Raw genomic sequence first — 19,112 nt, 5'->3', positions numbered from 1 at the left:
TTATGAAGAAGAATATATTCAAATTATTTTCGGCTATGGTCGTATCGGCCACGGTATTGACCGGCTGTATAGAAGAGGTTTTCCCCGAAGATTCTACAGCGACCTCCGATCAGATTGGTGCATCGGCTACAGCAATTGAGGCTTCGCTTAATGGCTTGCCATCGCAAATGGTACAGGGTTATCTGGTGTACGGTAAGCAAACCCATGAGACCGACCTTGCTTATCCCTCATTGATGTTGGCCCAGACAGAACTGCTGGGTGATGTTGTGGCTACAGATTACGGGTATGACTGGTGGTGGCGCTTCAATGCCAATAATGGTATGAACGACACCGGCTATTATTCATATTTGCCTTACTTCACCCTATATAAGTTCGTTAAATCGGCCAATGACGTGATTGCGGCCGTTGATGTGACTGATCCCACAATTACCGATGAAATGCGTGGACTTGGAAGTATAGCCCATGCTTTCCGTGCATTGGACTATTATACGCTGATGGTACTTTTCGAACCGGTAGAAAATATCTATACCGATTGTAGCAAGGTACTGGGGCTGACGGTGCCCATTGTGACTGAGGCGACAACTAACGACATTGCGAAGAGCAATCCGCGTGCAACGCACGAAGAATTGGTGAATTTTATTCTTGCCGACCTTGACAAGGCAGAGATCGGTCTGGAGTCTTATACACCTGTCAGTAAGAACTTCCCTGACTTGGCGGTCGTATATGGTCTGAAGGCCAAAGTATATATGTGGGATGGTCAGTTTGCTAAAGCTGCCGAGTATGCCCGCAAGGCTATTGATAAGTCGGGAGCAACACCTATGAGCGAATCACAGTGGCATAATCCCACTACCGGTTTCAATACGGCTACTTCTGCATGGATGTGGTACCTTCACCCCACGGCTTCCAATATGGGTAATCTTGCTAATTTCATTGGTCACATTTCCAATGAAGCGGATTGGGGATATGCTTCTTTGTCTAAGCTCCAGATGGCACGTTCACTTTATGACGCGATTCCTGCTACCGATTTCCGCAAATATTCTTACCTTGACCCGGACAGAAGTACTTACGCTTACCAGTCAGTGAGAGGCAATGCATGGCTGGATGAACAACCGGATTATATGTCATTGAAGTTCCGCCCCGTGGGTGGTGACTATAACACTTATTCTGTGGGTGCGGCTGCAGATATTCCCGTGATGCGTGTGGAAGAGATGTATCTCATAGAGGCTGAAGCAGTAGGTGCCAGCCAGAATGTGGCAGCAGGCGTACAGTTGTTGAATAACTTTATGAAGCAGTACCGCCAGAGCAATTACAATTTCAGTACGGGTGATTTGCGTAATTTCCAACTTGAGGTGTTGAAGCAGATGCGTATCGAGTTCTGGGGTGAGGGAATCGCATTCCCTACGGCTAAACGTCTGAAACCGGATGTCATTCAGAATTATGAGGGTACCAACTTTATAGAAGATATCTTCAAGATAAACTGTAAAGGTGTGAAGCCCAATTGGACATTGATGATTCCTAAGACCGAAGTCGATTCAAATACCGCCCTTCAGGGAATGAACAATCCGGACCCGTCCGGTGCTATTGCTAAACGTCCTACTCCGATAGGGGAGTTTGCACCGGGTAACAATTAACCAATGAACTAACTTTTAATAGAATTTGTATATGAATAAGATATTCAATAAATTGTTTTTGGGCTTGGCCGTATGCGGTTTGGCTATGACGGCTTGTTCAGACGGTGTGGAGTGGGAGCCTTCTCCGGTTCCTACCGAGGGTGTACAAGCTTATATTTATGCTGATAACACTGATTTGACTTATTATCCGAATGATGAACAGTTTTTTGTGGTCAAAATCGGCCGTCAGAAAACAGATGCGGCTGCATCTATCCACTTGACTACAGATGCAGAGAACGTAACAGTGCCGACAACGGTTGATTTTGCTGCCGGTGAAGCACTCAAAGAAGTAAAGATTGCGTTTGACATAGCTGTGGGTACTACTGCATCTTATACTATTGCCATTCCTGAGGAAGATTCCTATGTTTATGGCTCACCCAAGGTGACGGTCAATATAAAGCGTGACTATACTTGGCTCAATATAGGTACAGGCTACTATGCATCTCAATTATTTGGCGAGGGTTGGGATCAACCTGTACTGAAGGCTAAAGAGGCTAATATCTATAAGCTGGAAGATTGCATTACGAAAGGATATCCCATCATGTTTACGTTAAGCGATGACAATCAAGAACTGATAGGTTGGGATCCTCAACCTACTGGTTATGACAAGACGGACTATGGTATGCTATATTTTGCAGCTGCAGGTATGGAGCGTAAAGGGAACGTGTTGTCTTTCCCGATGCAGGGCTTAGTAATACTTGACGGTGGTAAATGGGGAGTACTGTATCAGGGATTCACGGAAACGTTGGAGATGCCGGAAGGGTTCTGATTATCCTGGCAATTAGATAACATGTAATTTGAAATGGCATGTAAGATGAAGTTCGACTTCATTTTACATGCCATTTTTCTATTGTATCTGTTTTTATTTTATTCCCCTTTTTAAGGCGCTTCCGCCAAAATTATTTATATTTGCTGCCCGAACCAACAATACGTATATATAATAAGGTATAGAAACTATGAAAGAATTTGTAATCTCCGAAGCGCAGGCAGAAACAGCGGTATTGGTAGGTCTTGTCACGAAGACTCAGGATGAGCGTAAGACCAATGAATACCTGGACGAGCTTGCATTCTTGGCTGAGACAGCCGGGGCGGAAGTAGTGAAGCGGTTTACCCAAAAGCTGGATGCAGCGCATTCCGTGACTTATGTCGGCAAGGGCAAGCTGGAAGAAATTAAAGAGTATATCCGGAATGAAGAAGAAGCCGAACGCGAAATCGGCATGGTGATTTTTGATGATGAACTCTCCGCCAAGCAGATACGCAATATAGAAGCTGAACTCAAAATCAAGATACTGGACCGTACGTCCTTGATTCTCGATATCTTTGCCATGCGTGCCCAGACTGCCAATGCAAAAACGCAGGTGGAGCTGGCGCAGTATAAGTACATGCTCCCCCGTCTGCAACGTTTGTGGACCCACTTGGAACGCCAGGGTGGTGGCTCCGGTGCCGGTGGAGGTAAAGGTTCCGTGGGACTTCGCGGTCCGGGTGAAACGCAGCTGGAAATGGACCGCCGTATCATCTTGAACCGTATGTCATTGTTGAAGGAGCGTTTGGCTGAGATTGACAAGCAGAAGTCTACCCAGCGGAAGAACCGCGGACGCTTGATTCGTGTGGCATTGGTGGGATATACCAATGTAGGAAAATCCACATTGATGACTTTGCTTTCGAAAAGTGAAGTCTTTGCAGAGAATAAGCTGTTTGCCACGTTGGATACTACGGTGCGTAAGGTGATTATTGAGAACCTGCCGTTCCTGCTATCCGATACGGTGGGCTTTATCCGTAAATTGCCGACGGATTTGGTAGACTCCTTCAAGTCTACTCTGGATGAGGTACGCGAGGCGGACTTGCTGTTGCATATCGTAGACATCTCTCATCCGGATTTTGAAGAACAGATAGAAGTTGTGAACAAGACGTTGGCAGATATCGGTGCCGCCGGTAAGCCCATGATTCTTGTATTCAATAAGATAGACGCTTATACTTATATAGAGAAAGCGGCTGACGACCTTACCCCCAGAACCAAGGAAAACTTGACACTCGAAGAACTGATGAAGACGTGGATGGCTAAGATGGAGGATAACTGCCTCTTTATTTCTGCCCGCGAAAAAATCAATATGGAGGAACTGAAGAGTGTAGTTTATCAGCGTGTGAAGGAATTGCACGTGCAGAAGTACCCCTATAATGACTTTCTTTATCAGACCTACGAAGAAGAAGTTTAATTTTAGTTATGAGTTATAAGTTATGAGTTATTTGCTGGCAGCGGTTTGAATCGGTAGTGCCGGCAAAGGCAATAACTTATAACTCATAACTCATAACTCGTTATAAGGATGAATTACAGAAGACTGACCGAAGATGAAATTCTCCGGTTGAAGAGCCAGTCATGTCTGGCTGATGATTGGGGGAAAGTAACCGTTGCAGAAGAGTTCTCAACGGAATTTGTGCATCATACCCGTTTTTCGGGTGAGGTGTGTTTGGGAGTGTTCCATTCAGAATTTATGTTGCCGGGAGGAATCAGGAAGCATTCCGGTTTGCGGCATGTGACGCTGCATAATGTAACGGTGGGAGATAACTGTTGCATTGAGAATATCCAGAACTACATTGCCAATTATGAAATAGGGCATGACACCTTCATTGAGAATGTGGATATTATTCTGGTAGACGGTGTGTCGAAGTTCGGTAACGGGGTAGAAGTGTCTGTCCTGAATGAGACGGGAGGCCGTGAGGTGCTGATTAATGATAAACTCTCCGCACACCAAGCCTATATTCTGGCGCTTTACCGCCATCGCCCGGAGCTGATTGCACGGATGAAGGAAATCACGGATTTTTATTCCAACAAACATGCTTCTGCTGTAGGAAGCATCGGGAACCATGTAATGATATTGAACACCGGTTCCATAAAGAATGTGCGCATCGGTGATTATTGCCGCATCTGTGGTACATGCCGTCTGTATAACGGAAGCATCAACAGCAACGAGGTGGCGCCGGTACACATCGGGCATGGGGTGATTTGTGATGATTTCATCATCTCTACCGGGTCTCATGTAGATGACGGAGCTATGCTGAGCCGCTGCTTCGTGGGGCAGGCATGCAAGTTGGGACACAACTACTCTGCCTCGGATTCTTTGTTTTTCAGCAACTGCCAGGGAGAGAACGGGGAGGCGTGCGCTATTTTTGCCGGACCCTATACGGTAACCCACCATAAGTCTACGTTGCTGATTGCCGGTATGTTTTCCTTTATGAATGCCGGTTCGGGGTCCAATCAGAGTAACCATATGTATAAGTTAGGACCTATCCATCAAGGCACTTTGGAACGTGGTGCCAAGACGACTTCCGATTCGTACATCCTATGGCCTGCAAGGGTAGGGGCATTCTCTTTGGTAATGGGGCGCCATGTCAACCATTCTGATACTTCGAACCTGCCGTTCTCTTACTTGATAGAGCAGAATAATACCACCTACCTTGTACCCGGTGTCAACCTGCGTAGTGTGGGTACCATCCGTGATGCCCAGAAGTGGCCGAAACGTGACGGGCGTACCGACCCGAACAAACTGGATTACATCAACTATAATCTTCTCAGCCCCTACACGGTGCAGAAAATGTTCAAGGGACGGGAAACGTTGCAGAATCTGCGTCATGCCAGTGGCGAGCTTTCGGATATCTATTCTTTCCATAGTGCGAAGATACGTAACTCGGCTTTGGTGAAAGGTATCCGCTTCTATGAAATAGCCATTCATAAGTTCCTCGGAAACTCTGTCATCAAGCGCTTGGAAGGCATTGACTTCCGGAGCAATGAAGAAATACGTGCCCGTTTGAAGCCCGATACTGCCATTGGCAGCGGCGAATGGGTGGATATTTCCGGATTGATAGCCCCAAAGAGTGAGATAGATGCGCTGATAGACGGTATTGAGTCCGGCAAAGTCAATCGCTTGAAGTCTATCAATGCCGAGTTTGAGAAGATGCACAGCAACTACTATACCTACGAATGGACCTGGGCGTATGAGAAGTTGGAAGAGTTCTATGGTATCAAGCCGGAAGGTATGACGGCAGAAGACGTCATACATATTGTCGAAAAATGGAAAGAAGCAGTAGTTGGCCTCGACCGCATGGTGTATGAGGATGCTAAGAAAGAATTTTCACTGGCTTCCATGACGGGCTTTGGAGCTGACGGCTCACGCTTGGAAAAGGAACTTGATTTTGAGCAGGTACGCGGCGACTTTGAAAGCAATCCGTTTGTAATGGCTGTGTTGAAACACATTGAGGTGAAGACGGCGCTGGGCGATGAACTGATAGGGCGGATGCAGCGGGTATCAGAAAATTAATTATGATTTGCCGCCTTTTTACTCTAATTAAAGAATTATTTCAATAATAGTTTTTACCTTTGCTCTGTAAAGGCGGTTTTCAGGCTGCCTTTGCTACCCGAATCACTTTTAAACATTAAATATACGAGTAATTATGGCAACAACACCTCCGTTCAAGTATCAGCCCATGTTCGAGAAGGGAAAAGATACTACTGAGTATTATCTGCTTACGAAAGATTACGTGTCAGTAAGCGAGTTTGAAGGAAAACCTATCCTGAAGATTGAAAAAGAAGGTTTGACGGCAATGGCCAATGCGGCTTTCCGTGATGTATCGTTCATGTTGCGTCGTTCGCACAACGAGCAGGTTGCTAAGATTCTGAGTGACCCCGAAGCAAGCGATAACGATAAATACGTGGCACTCACCTTCCTGCGCAATGCAGAGGTAGCGTCCAAAGGGGTACTTCCTTTCTGCCAGGATACGGGTACGGCAATCATCCACGGTGAGAAGGGACAGCAGGTATGGACCGGATACTGTGACGAAGAAGCCCTCTCACTGGGTGTTTACAAGACTTATACCGAAGAGAACCTGCGCTATTCGCAGAATGCTCCCCTCACCATGTACGATGAGGTGAATACGAAGTGCAACCTTCCCGCACAGATTGACATCGAAGCTACGGAAGGTATGGAGTACGAGTTCCTCTGCGTAACCAAGGGTGGCGGCTCTGCCAACAAGACTTATCTCTACCAGGAGACAAAGGCTATCCTCAACCCCGAAACATTGGTTCCCTTCCTTATCTCAAAAATCAAGACTTTGGGTACGGCAGCTTGTCCTCCCTATCACATCGCATTCGTTATCGGCGGTACCTCTGCCGAAAAGAACTTGCTGACTGTGAAACTGGCTTCCACCCACTTCTACGATAACCTACCCACTACCGGCAATGAGTTCGGCCGCGCTTTCCGCGATGTGGAACTGGAGAAGCTGGTACTGGAAGAAGCTCATAAGATTGGCCTCGGTGCCCAGTTCGGCGGCAAGTATCTGGCTCACGACATACGCATCATCCGCCTGCCGCGTCACGGTGCTTCCTGCCCCGTGGGTCTGGGCGTTTCCTGCTCTGCCGACCGCAACATCAAGTGTAAAATCAATAAAGAAGGTATCTGGATTGAAAAGCTCGACAGCAACCCGGGTGAACTGATTCCCGAAGAACTCCGTAAGGCCGGTGAAGGCGATGTGGTGAAGATTGACTTGAACCAGCCGATGGCCGATATTCTGAAGGAACTGACCAAGTATCCGGTTTCCACCCGTTTGTCTCTGAATGGAACCATCATCGTAGGCCGTGACATCGCACACGCCAAGCTGAAAGAACGTCTGGACCGTGGCGAAGACCTGCCGCAGTACATCAAAGACCATCCCATCTACTACGCCGGTCCTGCCAAGACTCCTCAAGGCATGGCTTGCGGCTCCATGGGCCCGACTACTGCCGGACGTATGGACCCGTATGTAGACCTCTTCCAAAGCCACGGCGGCAGCATGATTATGCTTGCCAAAGGTAACCGCAGCCAGCAAGTGACAGATGCCTGCCAAAAGTATGGCGGTTTCTACTTGGGCTCTATCGGTGGTCCTGCCGCTATCTTGGCACAGAACAACATCAAGAGCATTGAGTGCGTGGAATATCCCGAACTCGGTATGGAAGCTATCTGGAAGATTGAGGTGGAGAACTTCCCTGCATTCATCTTGGTGGACGATAAGGGCAACGACTTCTTCAAGCAACTGAAGCCCTGGAATTGCAGCAAGTAAAACAGAAGCCTTTTAGAAAGGCATAATATAAGGAAAGCCGTAACGGAGAAAATCTTGTTACGGCTTTTTTGTTTTGTAGAGGAAAACAAAGTGTTTCGCGGCATAGAACACTCTGTTTCATCAAGCAAAACAAACTGTTCCTTTATGTTGAAACAAATTGTTTCAATAGGAAGAAACAAACTGTTCTTTCATGTTGGAACAAAGTGTTCTTCCCTATTGGAACACTCTGTTCTGCCTTGATAAAACAGATTGTTTTCTATAGGAGAATAAAACTGAAACTCGTTTGTTGTCGTATTTTTGTTACATTCTCCTTTTCATTTCTCGGTTAACTTCTTTATCTTTAGCCCTCCAAACAACCAATTTAATAAAACATGGAACCAACTCTTACACGACAAACTCCGGCACAACACATCGTATGGCTGGATGTGGTACGCCTTGTTGCAATGTTTACAGTAGTTTGCTGCCATTGCACAGACCCTTTTAACTTCTATCCGGGCACATCGCCCGACATTGTTGACATCAAGTTCTGGGGAGCTGTCTACGGTGCGGCGCTCCGTCCTTGCGTACCGCTTTTTGTAATGATTACCGGTGCATTGCTGTTGCCGGTACGGGGTGACGCCTCGGCATTCTACAAGAAACGTATCCCCCGCGTATTCTTTCCTTTCCTCATCTGGTCTGTGATTTACAATCTGTTCCCCTGGATAACGGGACTGCTGGGAGTGGAGCCGAAAGTGATTCTGGATTTCTTCCCTTATTCGGGTGAGGAAGTGATGCGCCAGTCTCTGGCAGTGAGCCTGGGATATATTGCAGAAATGCCTTTTAATTTCTCTCTATTGGATGTACACATGTGGTATATCTATCTGCTGATAGGGCTTTATCTCTATCTTCCGATATTCTCGGCATGGGTGGAGAAGGCCTCGGAACGTGCCAAACTATGGTTTCTTGCAGCATGGGGAGTGACACTGCTGCTGCCTTATTATACCGAGTTTGCCGCTCCGTACCTTTGGGGGACTTGCTCGTGGAACTCGTTCGGTATGCTGTATTACTTTGCCGGTTTTAACGGCTACCTATTGTTGGGCCATTATCTGAGGAACCATAACTGGACGGGCCGGCAACTCTGTGGCATCGGCATTCCCATGTTTGCCATTGGCTATGCCGTGACATTCCTTGGTTTCCGTCGTATGACCTCCTTGCCGGATTTTACGGATGAGATGCTCGAACTCTTTTTCACCTACTGTTCGCTGAATGTAGTAATGATGACCATCCCCGTGTTTATGCTTTGCAAGCGGGCCAATTTCCGTTCGGAGCGCATCAAGAAAGCATTGGCAAACTTGACGCTCTGTGGTTTTGGAGTCTATATGATACACTATTTCTTTACCGGACCGAGCGTAGTCCTGATGCGTGCTATCCATGTTCCTATCTATCTTCAGATACCTTGTGCCGCAGTCGTCGCTTTCTGTACTTCCTGGTTTCTGGTGGCAATGGCATACCGTTGTTTCGGGAAGCAGACCAAGTGGGTGCTGGGGTAGTTTGGATGAAAGATTGTTTATCTTTAAAGGAGGAGATTTAGGGCTTATTATTTCCTCCAGATTCTCCACATATAGTAAGCGCAGTGCGTGAATGCGAAAACAAACGAGATAATCAGCAGCACTTTGTTTTCTCCCCATCCCACAGTCTGTTGGTGCCACAGTCCGGTGATGACGCAAAGAACGGCAAGGATAAGTCCAATCATGTTCAAGGCAACCTGCCCGTGGCGGGTGTCGCCTCCATGCTCCAGCTTACTGTGCTTCATGCCGTAGCCCACGTAGATGTCCAGACCGATGAGCATCCACAGCACCAGGCGTATCCATGTATCGGCAGGAAGGAACAACATCATGCAAAGGCAAGTAAGAATACCCAGTATGGGGATAAGTGGAACAAGTGGGGTTTTAAAGGAACGGGGCACGTCAGGCATGGTTCTGCGTACTACCAGTACAGCGGCACAGACCAGCGTGAAGGCCATCAGCGTGCCGATGCTTGTCATCTCTCCGGCCAGCCGTGCGGGTACAAAAGCTGCCAGCAGGCCCACAAGTACCATGAAGAGCAGGTTGCTGCGTGCCGGAGTACGGAACTTTTCGTTGATATGCGAGAAGAAAGGAGGCAGCAGCCCGTCGTGGCTCATGCTCAGGAATACGCGGCTCTGTCCCAGCAGCGTCACCATGATGACGGAGCAATATCCGAACAGAATGGACAGCACGATGGCACGGTTCAGCCAGGGATAGTCCGGCTGGATGATACCTGCCGCATCAGCCTGCCCCATGTGCTCTATGGCTATGGCAACGGGAGCAATGCCTTGCTGTCCGCTGAAGGCGGTGTAGTGTGCCACTCCCGTCATGACGTGGGCAAAAACCATATAGAGCACGGTGCATACCAGCAGGGAGACCAGAATGCCGATAGGCATGTTCCGCTTCGGGTTCTTCGTCTCTTGGGCAGCTGTGCTCACGGCGTCGAACCCGAGGAAGGCGAAGAATACGATGGCCGCCCCTCGCAGGATGCCGGAGAAGCCATATTCGCCCAGCACGCCCGTATTGGCAGGGATGTAAGGTGTATAGTTGTCGGTATTGATGTATTTCCAGCCGAGTATGACAAAAATCAGTATGACGGAAACCTTCAGGAATACAATGAAGCCGTTGAAGATGGAGCTGCCTTCCGTACCCCGTATCAGGAAGAGGCTCATCAGCACGACGATAAGGAAGGCGGGGATATTTACGACTCCGCCATCCCAGGGACAGGCGGTGAGGGCTTGCGGTAGATGTATGTCCAGTCCCTCGAGAAAGACGACCAGATAGCGGCTCCAACTGATGCTTACCGTGGTTGCGGCTACGGTGTATTCCAGTACCAGGTCCCACCCGATAATCCAGGCGATGAGTTCGCCCATCGTGGCATACGAGTAGGTGTATGCGCTGCCGGCTACGGGTATCATGGACGCAAATTCCGCATAACACAGTCCGGCGAAGCAGCATCCCAGTGCGGCAATGGCAAAGGACAGTGTGATGGCCGGTCCCGTATAGCCTGCCGCCACCGTTCCGGTGATGGAGAATAGACCCGCTCCGATGATGACTCCCACGCCCAGGGCAACAAGGCTCCACGGACCAAGTACACGTTTCAATGTTTTCTTTCCGGAGGCATTAGCCTCCGCTTGCAGTGCCTCGAATGGCTTTCTGATGAATAATCCCATTATGCTTCAATTCTGATAAATCGGGCGCAAAGGTACGGATTATATTGCTTATTCCATATAGCGCGCTACTTTTCCACTGATTTGCAGTAGGGAGATTTCACATAATTTGGTATCATATTCTGCGGAGAGAATACGTTCTTCTGCATCCAGCAGACTCTTTTGGGCTTCGCGCATCTCGATTCCCGAGAGGTTGCCCAGCATATATCGTTCCATGGCAATCTCGTGGTTCTCCTTGGCAGCCACAAGGTTCTGGCGTTCCAGGTTCAGCATTTGCAGGTTGTTTTGGTAGGCCTGCCATAGGTTGCTGAGGTCGGCGCGCAGGGCTTGCTCCAGTTGCTCCCGTTCCAGGCGAGCGTTCTGCACGGCAATGCGGGCATTCTTGCGTTCGCGGCGCCGGTTGCCGTCGAACAGATTGAAGCCGACCGTGACGCCGAAGTTCAGACCGAGGTTGCTGCGGCGGCTGTTGGCAGAGATGTCATACTTGTTGAGGGTGTAGCCGTATCCGCCGTTCATCTTCACGTATGGGTAGTCGCGCGAGCAGACTTTCTTGTAGTCCAGACGGGCCAGGGTATTGTTCTGTTCGGCACGTAGCAGTGAGGCGTTGATGGTGAGGGTGGCGTTCCACAGCTCCTCGAAGTTCAGGGAGGCGGTCACGTTGATGAGGCTGTCTTGTATGATAAACGGCTGGTCTACATCTTTGTTTGCCATGAGTTCGTTCAGCTGGATACGTGAGGTGTGCAGCAGTTCCTGCTGTTTCATGTATTGGGCACTGTCGGCATTGAAGTCCACTTTGGCCTGCTGGTAGTCCAGGCGCGAGAAGTTACCGATGTGGTAACGCTCTTCCACAATGCGCAGGCGCTCTTTGGATAGCGATACGGCATAACGGAAGTTCTTCAAGCGGATTTTTTGCTGAACATAGTTATAGTATTCGGCGGCTATGTTGGCTATCAGGTCCTCGATGGCGATGCGCGTATTGGTCTCGCCTTGGCGTTCCAGCTCCTTGAGCCGTTGGTAGTTGGCGGTAATGTTGAAACCGTCGAAGATGGTCCAGTTCAGGTTGATGCCTGCATCGAGAGTTTGGTCAAATACTCCGTTGTCCTTGGTTGTCTCTCCGGTGGCTCGGGCTTTGGTCTCGGTATTGTCTATGGTTCCCTTGTAGCCGGCGGAGAGGTCCAGTGTGGGCAGGTAGCCCGCATTGCCCAATGTGGCGTTGTTCTTGCTGACCTGCTCTTCATTGCGGACAATGCGCAGGGAGTAGTTGTTCAGCAATCCCTGCTCCAGGCAGGACTTCAAGGTGTAGGTAGGCGCAGGCTGTGCATAAAGGCCCAGCGCTGTGCAGGCAGTGGCTATGAAAATTAAAACAATGCGTTTCATTCGGTCTTCAGTTTACTTCGGTTCGTTGATACATAACTATATATGGCAGGCACGATGTACATCGTCAGCAGTGTGGAGATGAGCATGCCGCCTACGACGGCAGTACCCATGGCGATGCGCTGGTTGCAGCCTTCGCCGGTGGCGTAGGCAAGCGGTATCAATCCCAGGATGGTGGAGGCACTCGTCATCAGGATGGGGCGCAGACGTTGCAGGGAGGCGTCCTTGATGGCTCGCATCTTGTCTTCACCCGCTTCCTGCTTCTGATTGGCGAACTCCACAATCAGGATACCGTTCTTTGCTACCAGACCAATCAGCATGATGATGCCAATCTGGCTGAATATATTCATCGTGATGTCTCCGAAATACATGAATACCAGCGCGCCGGCAATGGCGAGAGGCACCGTCAGCATGATAATCAGCGGGTCTTTGAAGCTCTCGAACTGGGCGGCCAGAATCAGGTAAATCAGCACGATGGCAAGGATGAAGGCGAACATCAGACTGGAGGAGCTTTCGCGATACTCCTTGGAGTCTCCGGTCAGTGCGGTACGGAAGGTCTCGTCCAGTGTCTCCTTGGCAATCTTGTCCATTTCGTCCAGTCCTTGCCCGATGGTCTTCCCGTCGGCAAGCCCCGCGGAGATGGTGGCGGACACGAAACGGTTGTAACGGTACAGTTTCGGAGGGGCGATACCGCCGGTCAGCTCTATCAGGTTGTCCAGCTGCACCATGTTCCCGTTGTCGCTTCGGATATAGATACCTTTCAGGTCGGCGGGCTTGTTGCGTTGCTGGCGGTTGATTTCGCCCAATATCTCGTATTGCTTTCCGTTCATGTAGAAGTAGCCCATACGCTGTCCGCTCAAGCCGTATTGCAGAGTTTGGGCAATGTTCTTGGTGCTTACGCCCATGATACTCGCCTTGTCACGGTTGATGTTGATGCGCGCTTCAGGCTTGCTGAACTTCAGGTTTACGTCTGCCATCTGGAATACCGGATTTTCGTAGACCTTCGTCATGAACTTGGGGAGCACCTCCTGCAATTTCTCGATATTAGTTGCCTGCAATACATACTGCACGGGCATACCGCCGCGCCGTCCTCCGAATGAGGAGGACTGCTGTACGAAAGAGCGTGCCATGGTCTTTTTCTGCACTGCCTTCGACAACTTTTCGGCAACCTCCATCTGGGTATAGTCACGGTCTTTCATGTCTTTCAGTGTGATACGTACGTTACCGCTACCACTGGATACACGCGCTGTTACCGCTTCTGCATCCGGGATAATGGAGTCCACCAGATGATTGATGTCTTCGGTATAGTCGCGGATATATTCGTAAGTCACTCCTTCGGCACCCATTGTATTGATACTGATTTGCGAACGGTCCTCCAATGGCGCCATTTCAGCCGGGATAGTATTCCAAAGGACTCCGATAAGCAGGATGGTGACGATGGTGAAGGGCAGGGCAATCCAGCGCCGTTTCAGGAAGGCGGCCAGTGACTGGCTGTATACCCGGTTCATCCCTTCGAAGAAAGGTTCGGTCTTGCGATAGAACCAGCTCTGCTGTTCCCTTTTGATTAAAAGTTTGGTGGCAAGCATCGGCGTAAAAGTCAATGCGGCGAAGGAGGAGATAATCACCGAACCGGAGACCACGATACTGAATTCGCGGAACAGTCGTCCTGTCGTACCGTCCATGAATACAATAGGGAAGAATACCGCCACCAGCGTAATGGTAGTGGAGATGACGGCAAAGAAAATCTCCTTGGCTCCTTCTATGCCGGCTTCTTTCGGGGGCATCCCTTTCTCGATGCGGACATAAATGTTCTCCGTCATCACGATGGCGTCGTCCACCACCAAGCCCACGGCAAGCACCACGGCAAGCATGGAGAGCACATTGATGGAGAAACCGGCCAGATACATGACGAAGAAAGCTCCAATCAGCGAAACGGGGATTACAATACATGGCACAAGCGTCACACGCCAATCGCGCAAGAAGAGGAAAATGATGATGATAACCAGTACAAAGGCCTCATACACCGTCTGCTTCACCTCGTCGATAGAAGCGCGGATAAACTTGGTATTGTCAAAACCGTAGTTGTAATGAACATCTTCGGGAAGGTCTTTCTTCATCTTCTCCATGCGGTCATATACGGCGTTGGCTATTTCAATGTGGTTGGCACCCGGCTGCGGAATTACTACGACACCTACCATGGGCACACCGTTCATCTTCATATAACTTTTGATGTCGGCTGGTCCCAGTTCGGCACGTCCAATGTCGCTGAAGCGGACAATACGGTTACCGTCTTCCTTCAGGATAAGATTGTTGAACTCTTCGGCTGTATGCATCAGACCCAACGTACGGATGGTGAGCTCGGTAGTGTTTCCTTCGATACTTCCGGAAGGGAGCTCTACGTTTTCGTTGTCCACCGCATTCTTTACATCCAGAGGAGTGATTCCATAGCCGGACATCTTGATGGGGTCCAGCCAAAGCCGCATGGAATAGCGCTTTTCTCCCCAGATACTTACACTACTTACATCTGAAATAGTCTGAAGCTGCTCCTTGACAGTCAGGTCGGCTATTTCACTGAGCTCCAGTAGGGAACGTTTGTCACTTTGGAGGGCAACCATCAGGATAGGGGTGGCGTCCGCATCGGCTTTTGATACGGTAGGCGGGTCACAGTCACGAGGCAGATAGCGTTGTGCACGCGACACTTTATCACGTACGTCGTTGGCGGCGGTTTCCAGGTCAACGGAAAGCTCAAACTCTACTGTAATGCGTGATGAGCCTTGCTGGCTGACACTGGAGAGGGAGCGTATGCCGGGAATACCGTTGATGTTCTGCTCCAGAGGCTCCGTTATCTGGTTCTCGATGACATCGGCGTTGGCACCCGGATAGGAGCAGGATACTGATATGATGGGATTGTCTACAGATGGGTACTCGCGTACACCCAGATAATTGTAGCCGATGAAGCCAAACAGCAGGATTATCAGGGTAAGTACTGTCGAGAGTACCGGTCGCCGTATACTTAATTCGGATATATTCATTCTTTACAATTGATAATTAACGGTTGATAATTGACAGTTGTCAATTGATATTGTCCAGTGTTACCGGTAGTCCGGTACGGAGTTGCAGGGTTCCCGAGGTGATGATGGTATCTCCTGCCTGCAAGCCTTGCAATACTTGTACTTCCGCTTCCGTACGGATTCCCGTAGTAATCTCTACCGGCTGGGCTTTTCCCGACTTATAGAGGAATATCTTGTCTTTTCCCATTTCCGGCACAATGGCTTCGGACGGTACGGCAAGGGCGTCCTGAATTTCATCCTTGTTCAGCTTGATGCTGGCATAGCGGCCCGGAAGCACAGCTCCGTTGGCATTGGGATAAAGTGCACGGATTGTCAGGGTATGGGTAGTAGGGTCTATCTTTGATTCGCGTGCATAAACCGTGGCGTGGAAGGTATTTAGCTTTCCTTCGAGAGTGAAGTCCAGTCCGGCGCCGGTCTTTACGTCATTGGCATACCGCTCGGGTACGGCAAATTCCACCTTCAACGGCGAAATCTTGGTGAGTTTGGCTACAATGGTTGTAGGGGAAGCGTAAGTACCCACACTGACTTGGCGCAGACCGATGACACCGTCGAAAGGAGCACGCAGCTCAGTTTGTGCGATGTTCGATTCTATCAGGTCAATGTCGGCATTCAGGGTGGCCAGCTCGGTCTTTACTTGTTCGTAGGCTTCTTTACTGACCGCATCCCTTTCCAGCAGGGCGTTCTGGCGAAACACGCGGTCTTCTGCCAACTTTAATTGGGAGACGAGGCGTTGCAATTGTGCTTGCAGCGGCCGGTCATTAACTTTGGCAAGTAATTGTCCTTTCTTGACGAAGCTGCCTTCTTCAAAATTTATCTCTATGATTTTGCCGGATGTCTCGAAAGAAAGGTCCACTTCCTCATCCGGCAGCAGGCTGCCGCTGATTTGTATTTCATCCTTCAGCAGTTGCGGTTTGATTATTTTTGCGTTTACGTTTAGAATTTTCTTACCGCTACGTTGACCGGTCATCACCTTGTCTGCAGCGGCTAATTCTTCATTCTCTTTAGGTAATTGGGAGTAGATTCCTCCTCCAATCAGTCCGGCACCAATCACGATAATGATGCCCCATTTAACTCTCTTATTCATGTTGTAGTATTAGTAGTAATAAAATCAGCCTTAGATTAGACTACGGGAAAAGAGAATAGTTTAAAAGATAAAGAGTTAAAAAGTGTAAGAATATGGATTGGAAAGGTGATAAAATGACAAATCAGTAAGCAGCCCGGTATTTTCCCTCCTCCTTGTCCTCCAGCATGTTCAGATAAGAAGCGTAACGGGATTCGCTGATATAGTGCTTCTCGACAGCCTCGCGTACAGCGCATCCGGGTTCGTGGCGGTGGGTACAGTTGCCGTAACGGCAGTCGGCAGATACCTTGAATATTTCCGGGAAGTAGTGGCCTATCTCTTCTTCTTCCATATCGAATGTTCCGAAACCTTTGATGCCCGGAGTGTCAATGATATATCCGTTGCCCGGAACCGGGAACATTTCTGAGAAGGTAGTGGTGTGCATACCTTTATTATGATAGGTGGATATCTCTCCGGTTTTAATCTCTATATCGGGCAGTATTGCCTTGATGAGTGTCGATTTCCCTACTCCGGAATGTCCGGAAAAGAGGGTTATGCGTCCTTTGAGTTCTTTCTCGATAGTGTCGATGCCTTCCCCTTTTCTGGCAGAAACCTTGAAACAAGGATAGCCGATGGTGGTGTAAAGGTTGATGAGACTGTCCAGATAGTGCAGTTCCTCTTCATTGTAGGCATCCACTTTGTTGAATATAATCTTGACGGGAACACGGTATGCCTCGGCAGAGGCGAGAAAACGGTCTATAAAGGTAGTGGAGGTCTCGGGATAGTTCACCGTCACTATGAGCATGCACTGGTCGAGGTTGGCAGCAAGAATGTGCGATTGCTTGGAAAGGTTGGAGGCGCGGCGGATGATGTAATTCTTCCGGTCCTCTATCTCGCTGATAAAGGCCGTACCTTCTTGGTTCAGTATGATGTTCACATAATCGCCTACAGCCACGGGATTAGTGCTTCGTATGCCTTTCAGCCGGAAGTTCCCTTTGATTTTACATTCAATCTCCCTTCCGTCGTCAGTCCGTACCAAGTACCAACTTCCGGTGTTTTTTATAACGAGTCCCCTCAAAATAATTGAAAGTTGAAAGTTGAAAGTTGAAAATGGAAGGTTGAAAGGCTTCTATACTTGGTATATCGGTTTATTTTCAACTTTCCATTTTCCGTTTTCAACTTAATTAAACGGTCATGATTTCTTTATCCTTTGCAGCCAGCATGTCATCAATCTGCTTGATGAACTTGTCGTGAATCTTCTGCAGCTTTTCTTCACCGCCTTTCTGGGCGTCTTCGGCCAGTCCGTCCTTTACGGATTTCTTCAAGGCGTCGATGGCATCACGGCGTGCATTACGTACACTTACCTTGGCAGTTTCTCCTTCTCCCTTACACTGTTTGGCAAGTTGTTTACGGCGTTCTTCCGTCAGTGGCGGGATGCCGATACGGATAATCTCACCATTGTTTTCGGGCATGATGCCGAGACTGGAGTCAATGATGGCCTTTTCAATGACGCGGAACATGCTCTTATCCCATGGCTTGATGGCAATGCTGCGTGCGTCCGGAGTGGTTACGGCTGCCACATTGTTGATAGGAACCATACTTCCATAAGAATCCACACGGATACCGTCCAGCAAACGGATATCGGCTTTTCCGGCGCGGATATGAGCCAGTGCCTCGTCCAGATACATGATGGCCATGTCCATACTTTCTTGCGCTTCGTCTAAGATGTCTTTTACGTCTCTCATATTATTTTCGTTTTGAAATAGCTTTGATTTGAAACTTTGCAAATATAATTATTAAATTGAAAATTGAGAATTAAGAATTAAATAACATTCATTTTTTATTCTCCATTTTCCATTCAATTGTGCACCAGTGTACCGATTTCTTCTCCTTGCATCACTTTTTTCAGATTACCCACTGTGTCCATGTCAAAAACGATGATGGGCAGGTTATTCTCTTTGCACATGCAGGTGGCAGTGAGGTCCATCACTTTCAGACCGCGCTTCAGCACTTCGTCGTAGGTGATGTCGTGGAACTTCGTGGCTGTCGGGTCCTTCTCCGGGTCGGCGGTGTAGATGCCGTCCACACGGGTACCTTTCAGCATGACATCCGCCTCAATCTCGATGCCGCGCAGACTGGAACCGGTATCGGTAGTGAAGAACGGATTGCCTGTACCGGCGGACATGATGACTACTTCGCCTGCTTCCATACATTCGATGGCACGCCATTTATTGTAGAATTCACCGATGGGTTCCATACGTACGGCAGTCAGCACGCGGGCCTTCACGCCGGCAGCTACCAGAGCCGAACTGAGTGCAAGGCTGTTGATGACGGTTGCCAGCATTCCCATCTGGTCGCCTTTCACACGGTCGAACCCTTTGTTGGCACCGCTCAATCCGCGGAAAATGTTTCCACCGCCTATCACGATGCCTATTTGTACTCCCAATTCGTGGATTTCTTTGATTTGAGCTGCGTACTCGGCAAGGCGTTTCTCGTCGATGCCGTATTGCTTTTCACCCATCAGGCTCTCGCCGCTGAGTTTCAATAAGATTCTTTTATAGGTTGCCATAATATATAGTTTTGTTACATTGCTTTGCAGCAAAGATAAAGAATTAAACTGAAAAGTGCAGCAGAAT

The 19,112-nt window shown here is 48.9% G+C and carries 13 protein-coding genes; 6 read left to right on the top strand and 7 right to left on the bottom strand.

All coding sequences use genetic code 11. The annotated features are described in order from the left end of the window. Positions 1 to 2: 2 nt before the first annotated feature. The 6 genes from DWX62_RS14630 to DWX62_RS14600 all read left to right on the top strand — a co-directional run bounded on the left by DWX62_RS14630 (position 3) and on the right by DWX62_RS14600 (position 9,286). On the top strand, positions 3 to 1,631 hold the full coding sequence (locus DWX62_RS14630; RefSeq protein ID WP_227224418.1) for a RagB/SusD family nutrient uptake outer membrane protein: 1,629 nt from the start codon (positions 3 to 5) through the stop codon (positions 1,629 to 1,631). 31 nt (positions 1,632 to 1,662) lie between these two features. Then, positions 1,663 to 2,439: a hypothetical protein gene (locus tag DWX62_RS14625; protein WP_008665763.1), complete on the top strand. Its 777-nt coding sequence runs from the start codon at positions 1,663 to 1,665 to the stop codon at positions 2,437 to 2,439. A gap of 187 nt (positions 2,440 to 2,626) precedes the next feature. After that, on the top strand, positions 2,627 to 3,883 hold the full coding sequence (hflX, locus tag DWX62_RS14620; protein WP_005824258.1) for a GTPase HflX: 1,257 nt from the start codon (positions 2,627 to 2,629) through the stop codon (positions 3,881 to 3,883). Between the two features lie 108 nt (positions 3,884 to 3,991). Next, positions 3,992 to 5,983, top strand: a complete 1,992-nt coding sequence (locus tag DWX62_RS14615) for a DUF4954 family protein (protein WP_005824256.1) — start codon at positions 3,992 to 3,994, stop codon at positions 5,981 to 5,983. Between the two features lie 133 nt (positions 5,984 to 6,116). Next, positions 6,117 to 7,757, top strand: a complete 1,641-nt coding sequence (locus DWX62_RS14610; RefSeq protein WP_005824254.1) for a fumarate hydratase — start codon at positions 6,117 to 6,119, stop codon at positions 7,755 to 7,757. 371 nt (positions 7,758 to 8,128) lie between these two features. Then, complete coding sequence (locus tag DWX62_RS14600) at positions 8,129 to 9,286, top strand: acyltransferase (protein ID WP_005824252.1); 1,158 nt, start codon at positions 8,129 to 8,131, stop codon at positions 9,284 to 9,286. A 47-nt stretch (positions 9,287 to 9,333) separates the two neighbouring features. Here the strand turns inward: DWX62_RS14600 and DWX62_RS14595 are convergent, their stop codons facing one another. The 7 genes from DWX62_RS14595 to pyrH all read right to left on the bottom strand — a co-directional run bounded on the left by DWX62_RS14595 (position 9,334) and on the right by pyrH (position 19,045). After that, the gene (locus tag DWX62_RS14595; protein ID WP_005824251.1) at positions 9,334 to 10,974 is read right to left on the bottom strand and encodes an amino acid permease; all 1,641 of its coding nucleotides are present in this window, start codon (positions 10,972 to 10,974) and stop codon (positions 9,334 to 9,336) included. Positions 10,975 to 11,022: 48 nt separating this feature from the next. Further along, positions 11,023 to 12,348 carry a TolC family protein gene (locus DWX62_RS14590; RefSeq protein ID WP_005824250.1) on the bottom strand — a complete coding sequence of 442 codons (1,326 nt, stop codon included), beginning with the start codon at positions 12,346 to 12,348 and terminating at the stop codon, positions 11,023 to 11,025. Further along, positions 12,345 to 15,377 carry an efflux RND transporter permease subunit gene (locus tag DWX62_RS14585; RefSeq protein ID WP_016274175.1) on the bottom strand — a complete coding sequence of 1,011 codons (3,033 nt, stop codon included), beginning with the start codon at positions 15,375 to 15,377 and terminating at the stop codon, positions 12,345 to 12,347. The genes DWX62_RS14590 and DWX62_RS14585 overlap by 4 nt, the downstream gene beginning before the upstream one ends. Positions 15,378 to 15,417: 40 nt before the next feature. Continuing rightward, positions 15,418 to 16,500, bottom strand: coding sequence for an efflux RND transporter periplasmic adaptor subunit (locus DWX62_RS14580; RefSeq protein ID WP_005824248.1), 1,083 nt, complete (start codon positions 16,498 to 16,500; stop codon positions 15,418 to 15,420). Between the two features lie 121 nt (positions 16,501 to 16,621). Then, positions 16,622 to 17,554, bottom strand: coding sequence for a ribosome small subunit-dependent GTPase A (rsgA, locus tag DWX62_RS14575; protein ID WP_005824247.1), 933 nt, complete (start codon positions 17,552 to 17,554; stop codon positions 16,622 to 16,624). Between the two features lie 106 nt (positions 17,555 to 17,660). Further along, positions 17,661 to 18,221 (bottom strand): ribosome recycling factor, encoded by a 561-nt coding sequence (gene frr / locus DWX62_RS14570; protein ID WP_005824243.1) that lies wholly within the window; start codon positions 18,219 to 18,221, stop codon positions 17,661 to 17,663. Positions 18,222 to 18,334: 113 nt separating this feature from the next. After that, positions 18,335 to 19,045: a UMP kinase gene (pyrH, locus tag DWX62_RS14565; RefSeq protein WP_005835090.1), complete on the bottom strand. Its 711-nt coding sequence runs from the start codon at positions 19,043 to 19,045 to the stop codon at positions 18,335 to 18,337. Positions 19,046 to 19,112 lie beyond the last annotated feature (67 nt).

This window comes from Bacteroides sp. AF20-13LB, assembly GCF_003603065.1.
GTDB lineage: Bacteria > Bacteroidota > Bacteroidia > Bacteroidales > Bacteroidaceae > Bacteroides > Bacteroides uniformis.
This window is presented reverse-complemented; position numbering and strand designations above follow the sequence as displayed.

Bases quoted from the DNA above. Each gene is read 5' to 3' on its own strand.
- DWX62_RS14630 (WP_227224418.1), top strand. From the start codon at position 3: ATGAAGAAGAATATATTCAAATTATTTTCGGCTATGGTCGTATCGGCC.
- DWX62_RS14625 (WP_008665763.1), top strand. From the start codon at position 1,663: ATGAATAAGATATTCAATAAATTGTTTTTGGGCTTGGCCGTATGCGGT.
- hflX (WP_005824258.1), top strand. From the start codon at position 2,627: ATGAAAGAATTTGTAATCTCCGAAGCGCAGGCAGAAACAGCGGTATTG.
- DWX62_RS14615 (WP_005824256.1), top strand. From the start codon at position 3,992: ATGAATTACAGAAGACTGACCGAAGATGAAATTCTCCGGTTGAAGAGC.
- DWX62_RS14610 (WP_005824254.1), top strand. From the start codon at position 6,117: ATGGCAACAACACCTCCGTTCAAGTATCAGCCCATGTTCGAGAAGGGA.
- DWX62_RS14600 (WP_005824252.1), top strand. From the start codon at position 8,129: ATGGAACCAACTCTTACACGACAAACTCCGGCACAACACATCGTATGG.
- DWX62_RS14595 (WP_005824251.1), bottom strand. From the start codon at position 10,974: ATGGGATTATTCATCAGAAAGCCATTCGAGGCACTGCAAGCGGAGGCT.
- DWX62_RS14590 (WP_005824250.1), bottom strand. From the start codon at position 12,348: ATGAAACGCATTGTTTTAATTTTCATAGCCACTGCCTGCACAGCGCTG.
- DWX62_RS14585 (WP_016274175.1), bottom strand. From the start codon at position 15,377: ATGAATATATCCGAATTAAGTATACGGCGACCGGTACTCTCGACAGTA.
- DWX62_RS14580 (WP_005824248.1), bottom strand. From the start codon at position 16,500: ATGAATAAGAGAGTTAAATGGGGCATCATTATCGTGATTGGTGCCGGA.
- frr (WP_005824243.1), bottom strand. From the start codon at position 18,221: ATGAGAGACGTAAAAGACATCTTAGACGAAGCGCAAGAAAGTATGGAC.
- pyrH (WP_005835090.1), bottom strand. From the start codon at position 19,045: ATGGCAACCTATAAAAGAATCTTATTGAAACTCAGCGGCGAGAGCCTG.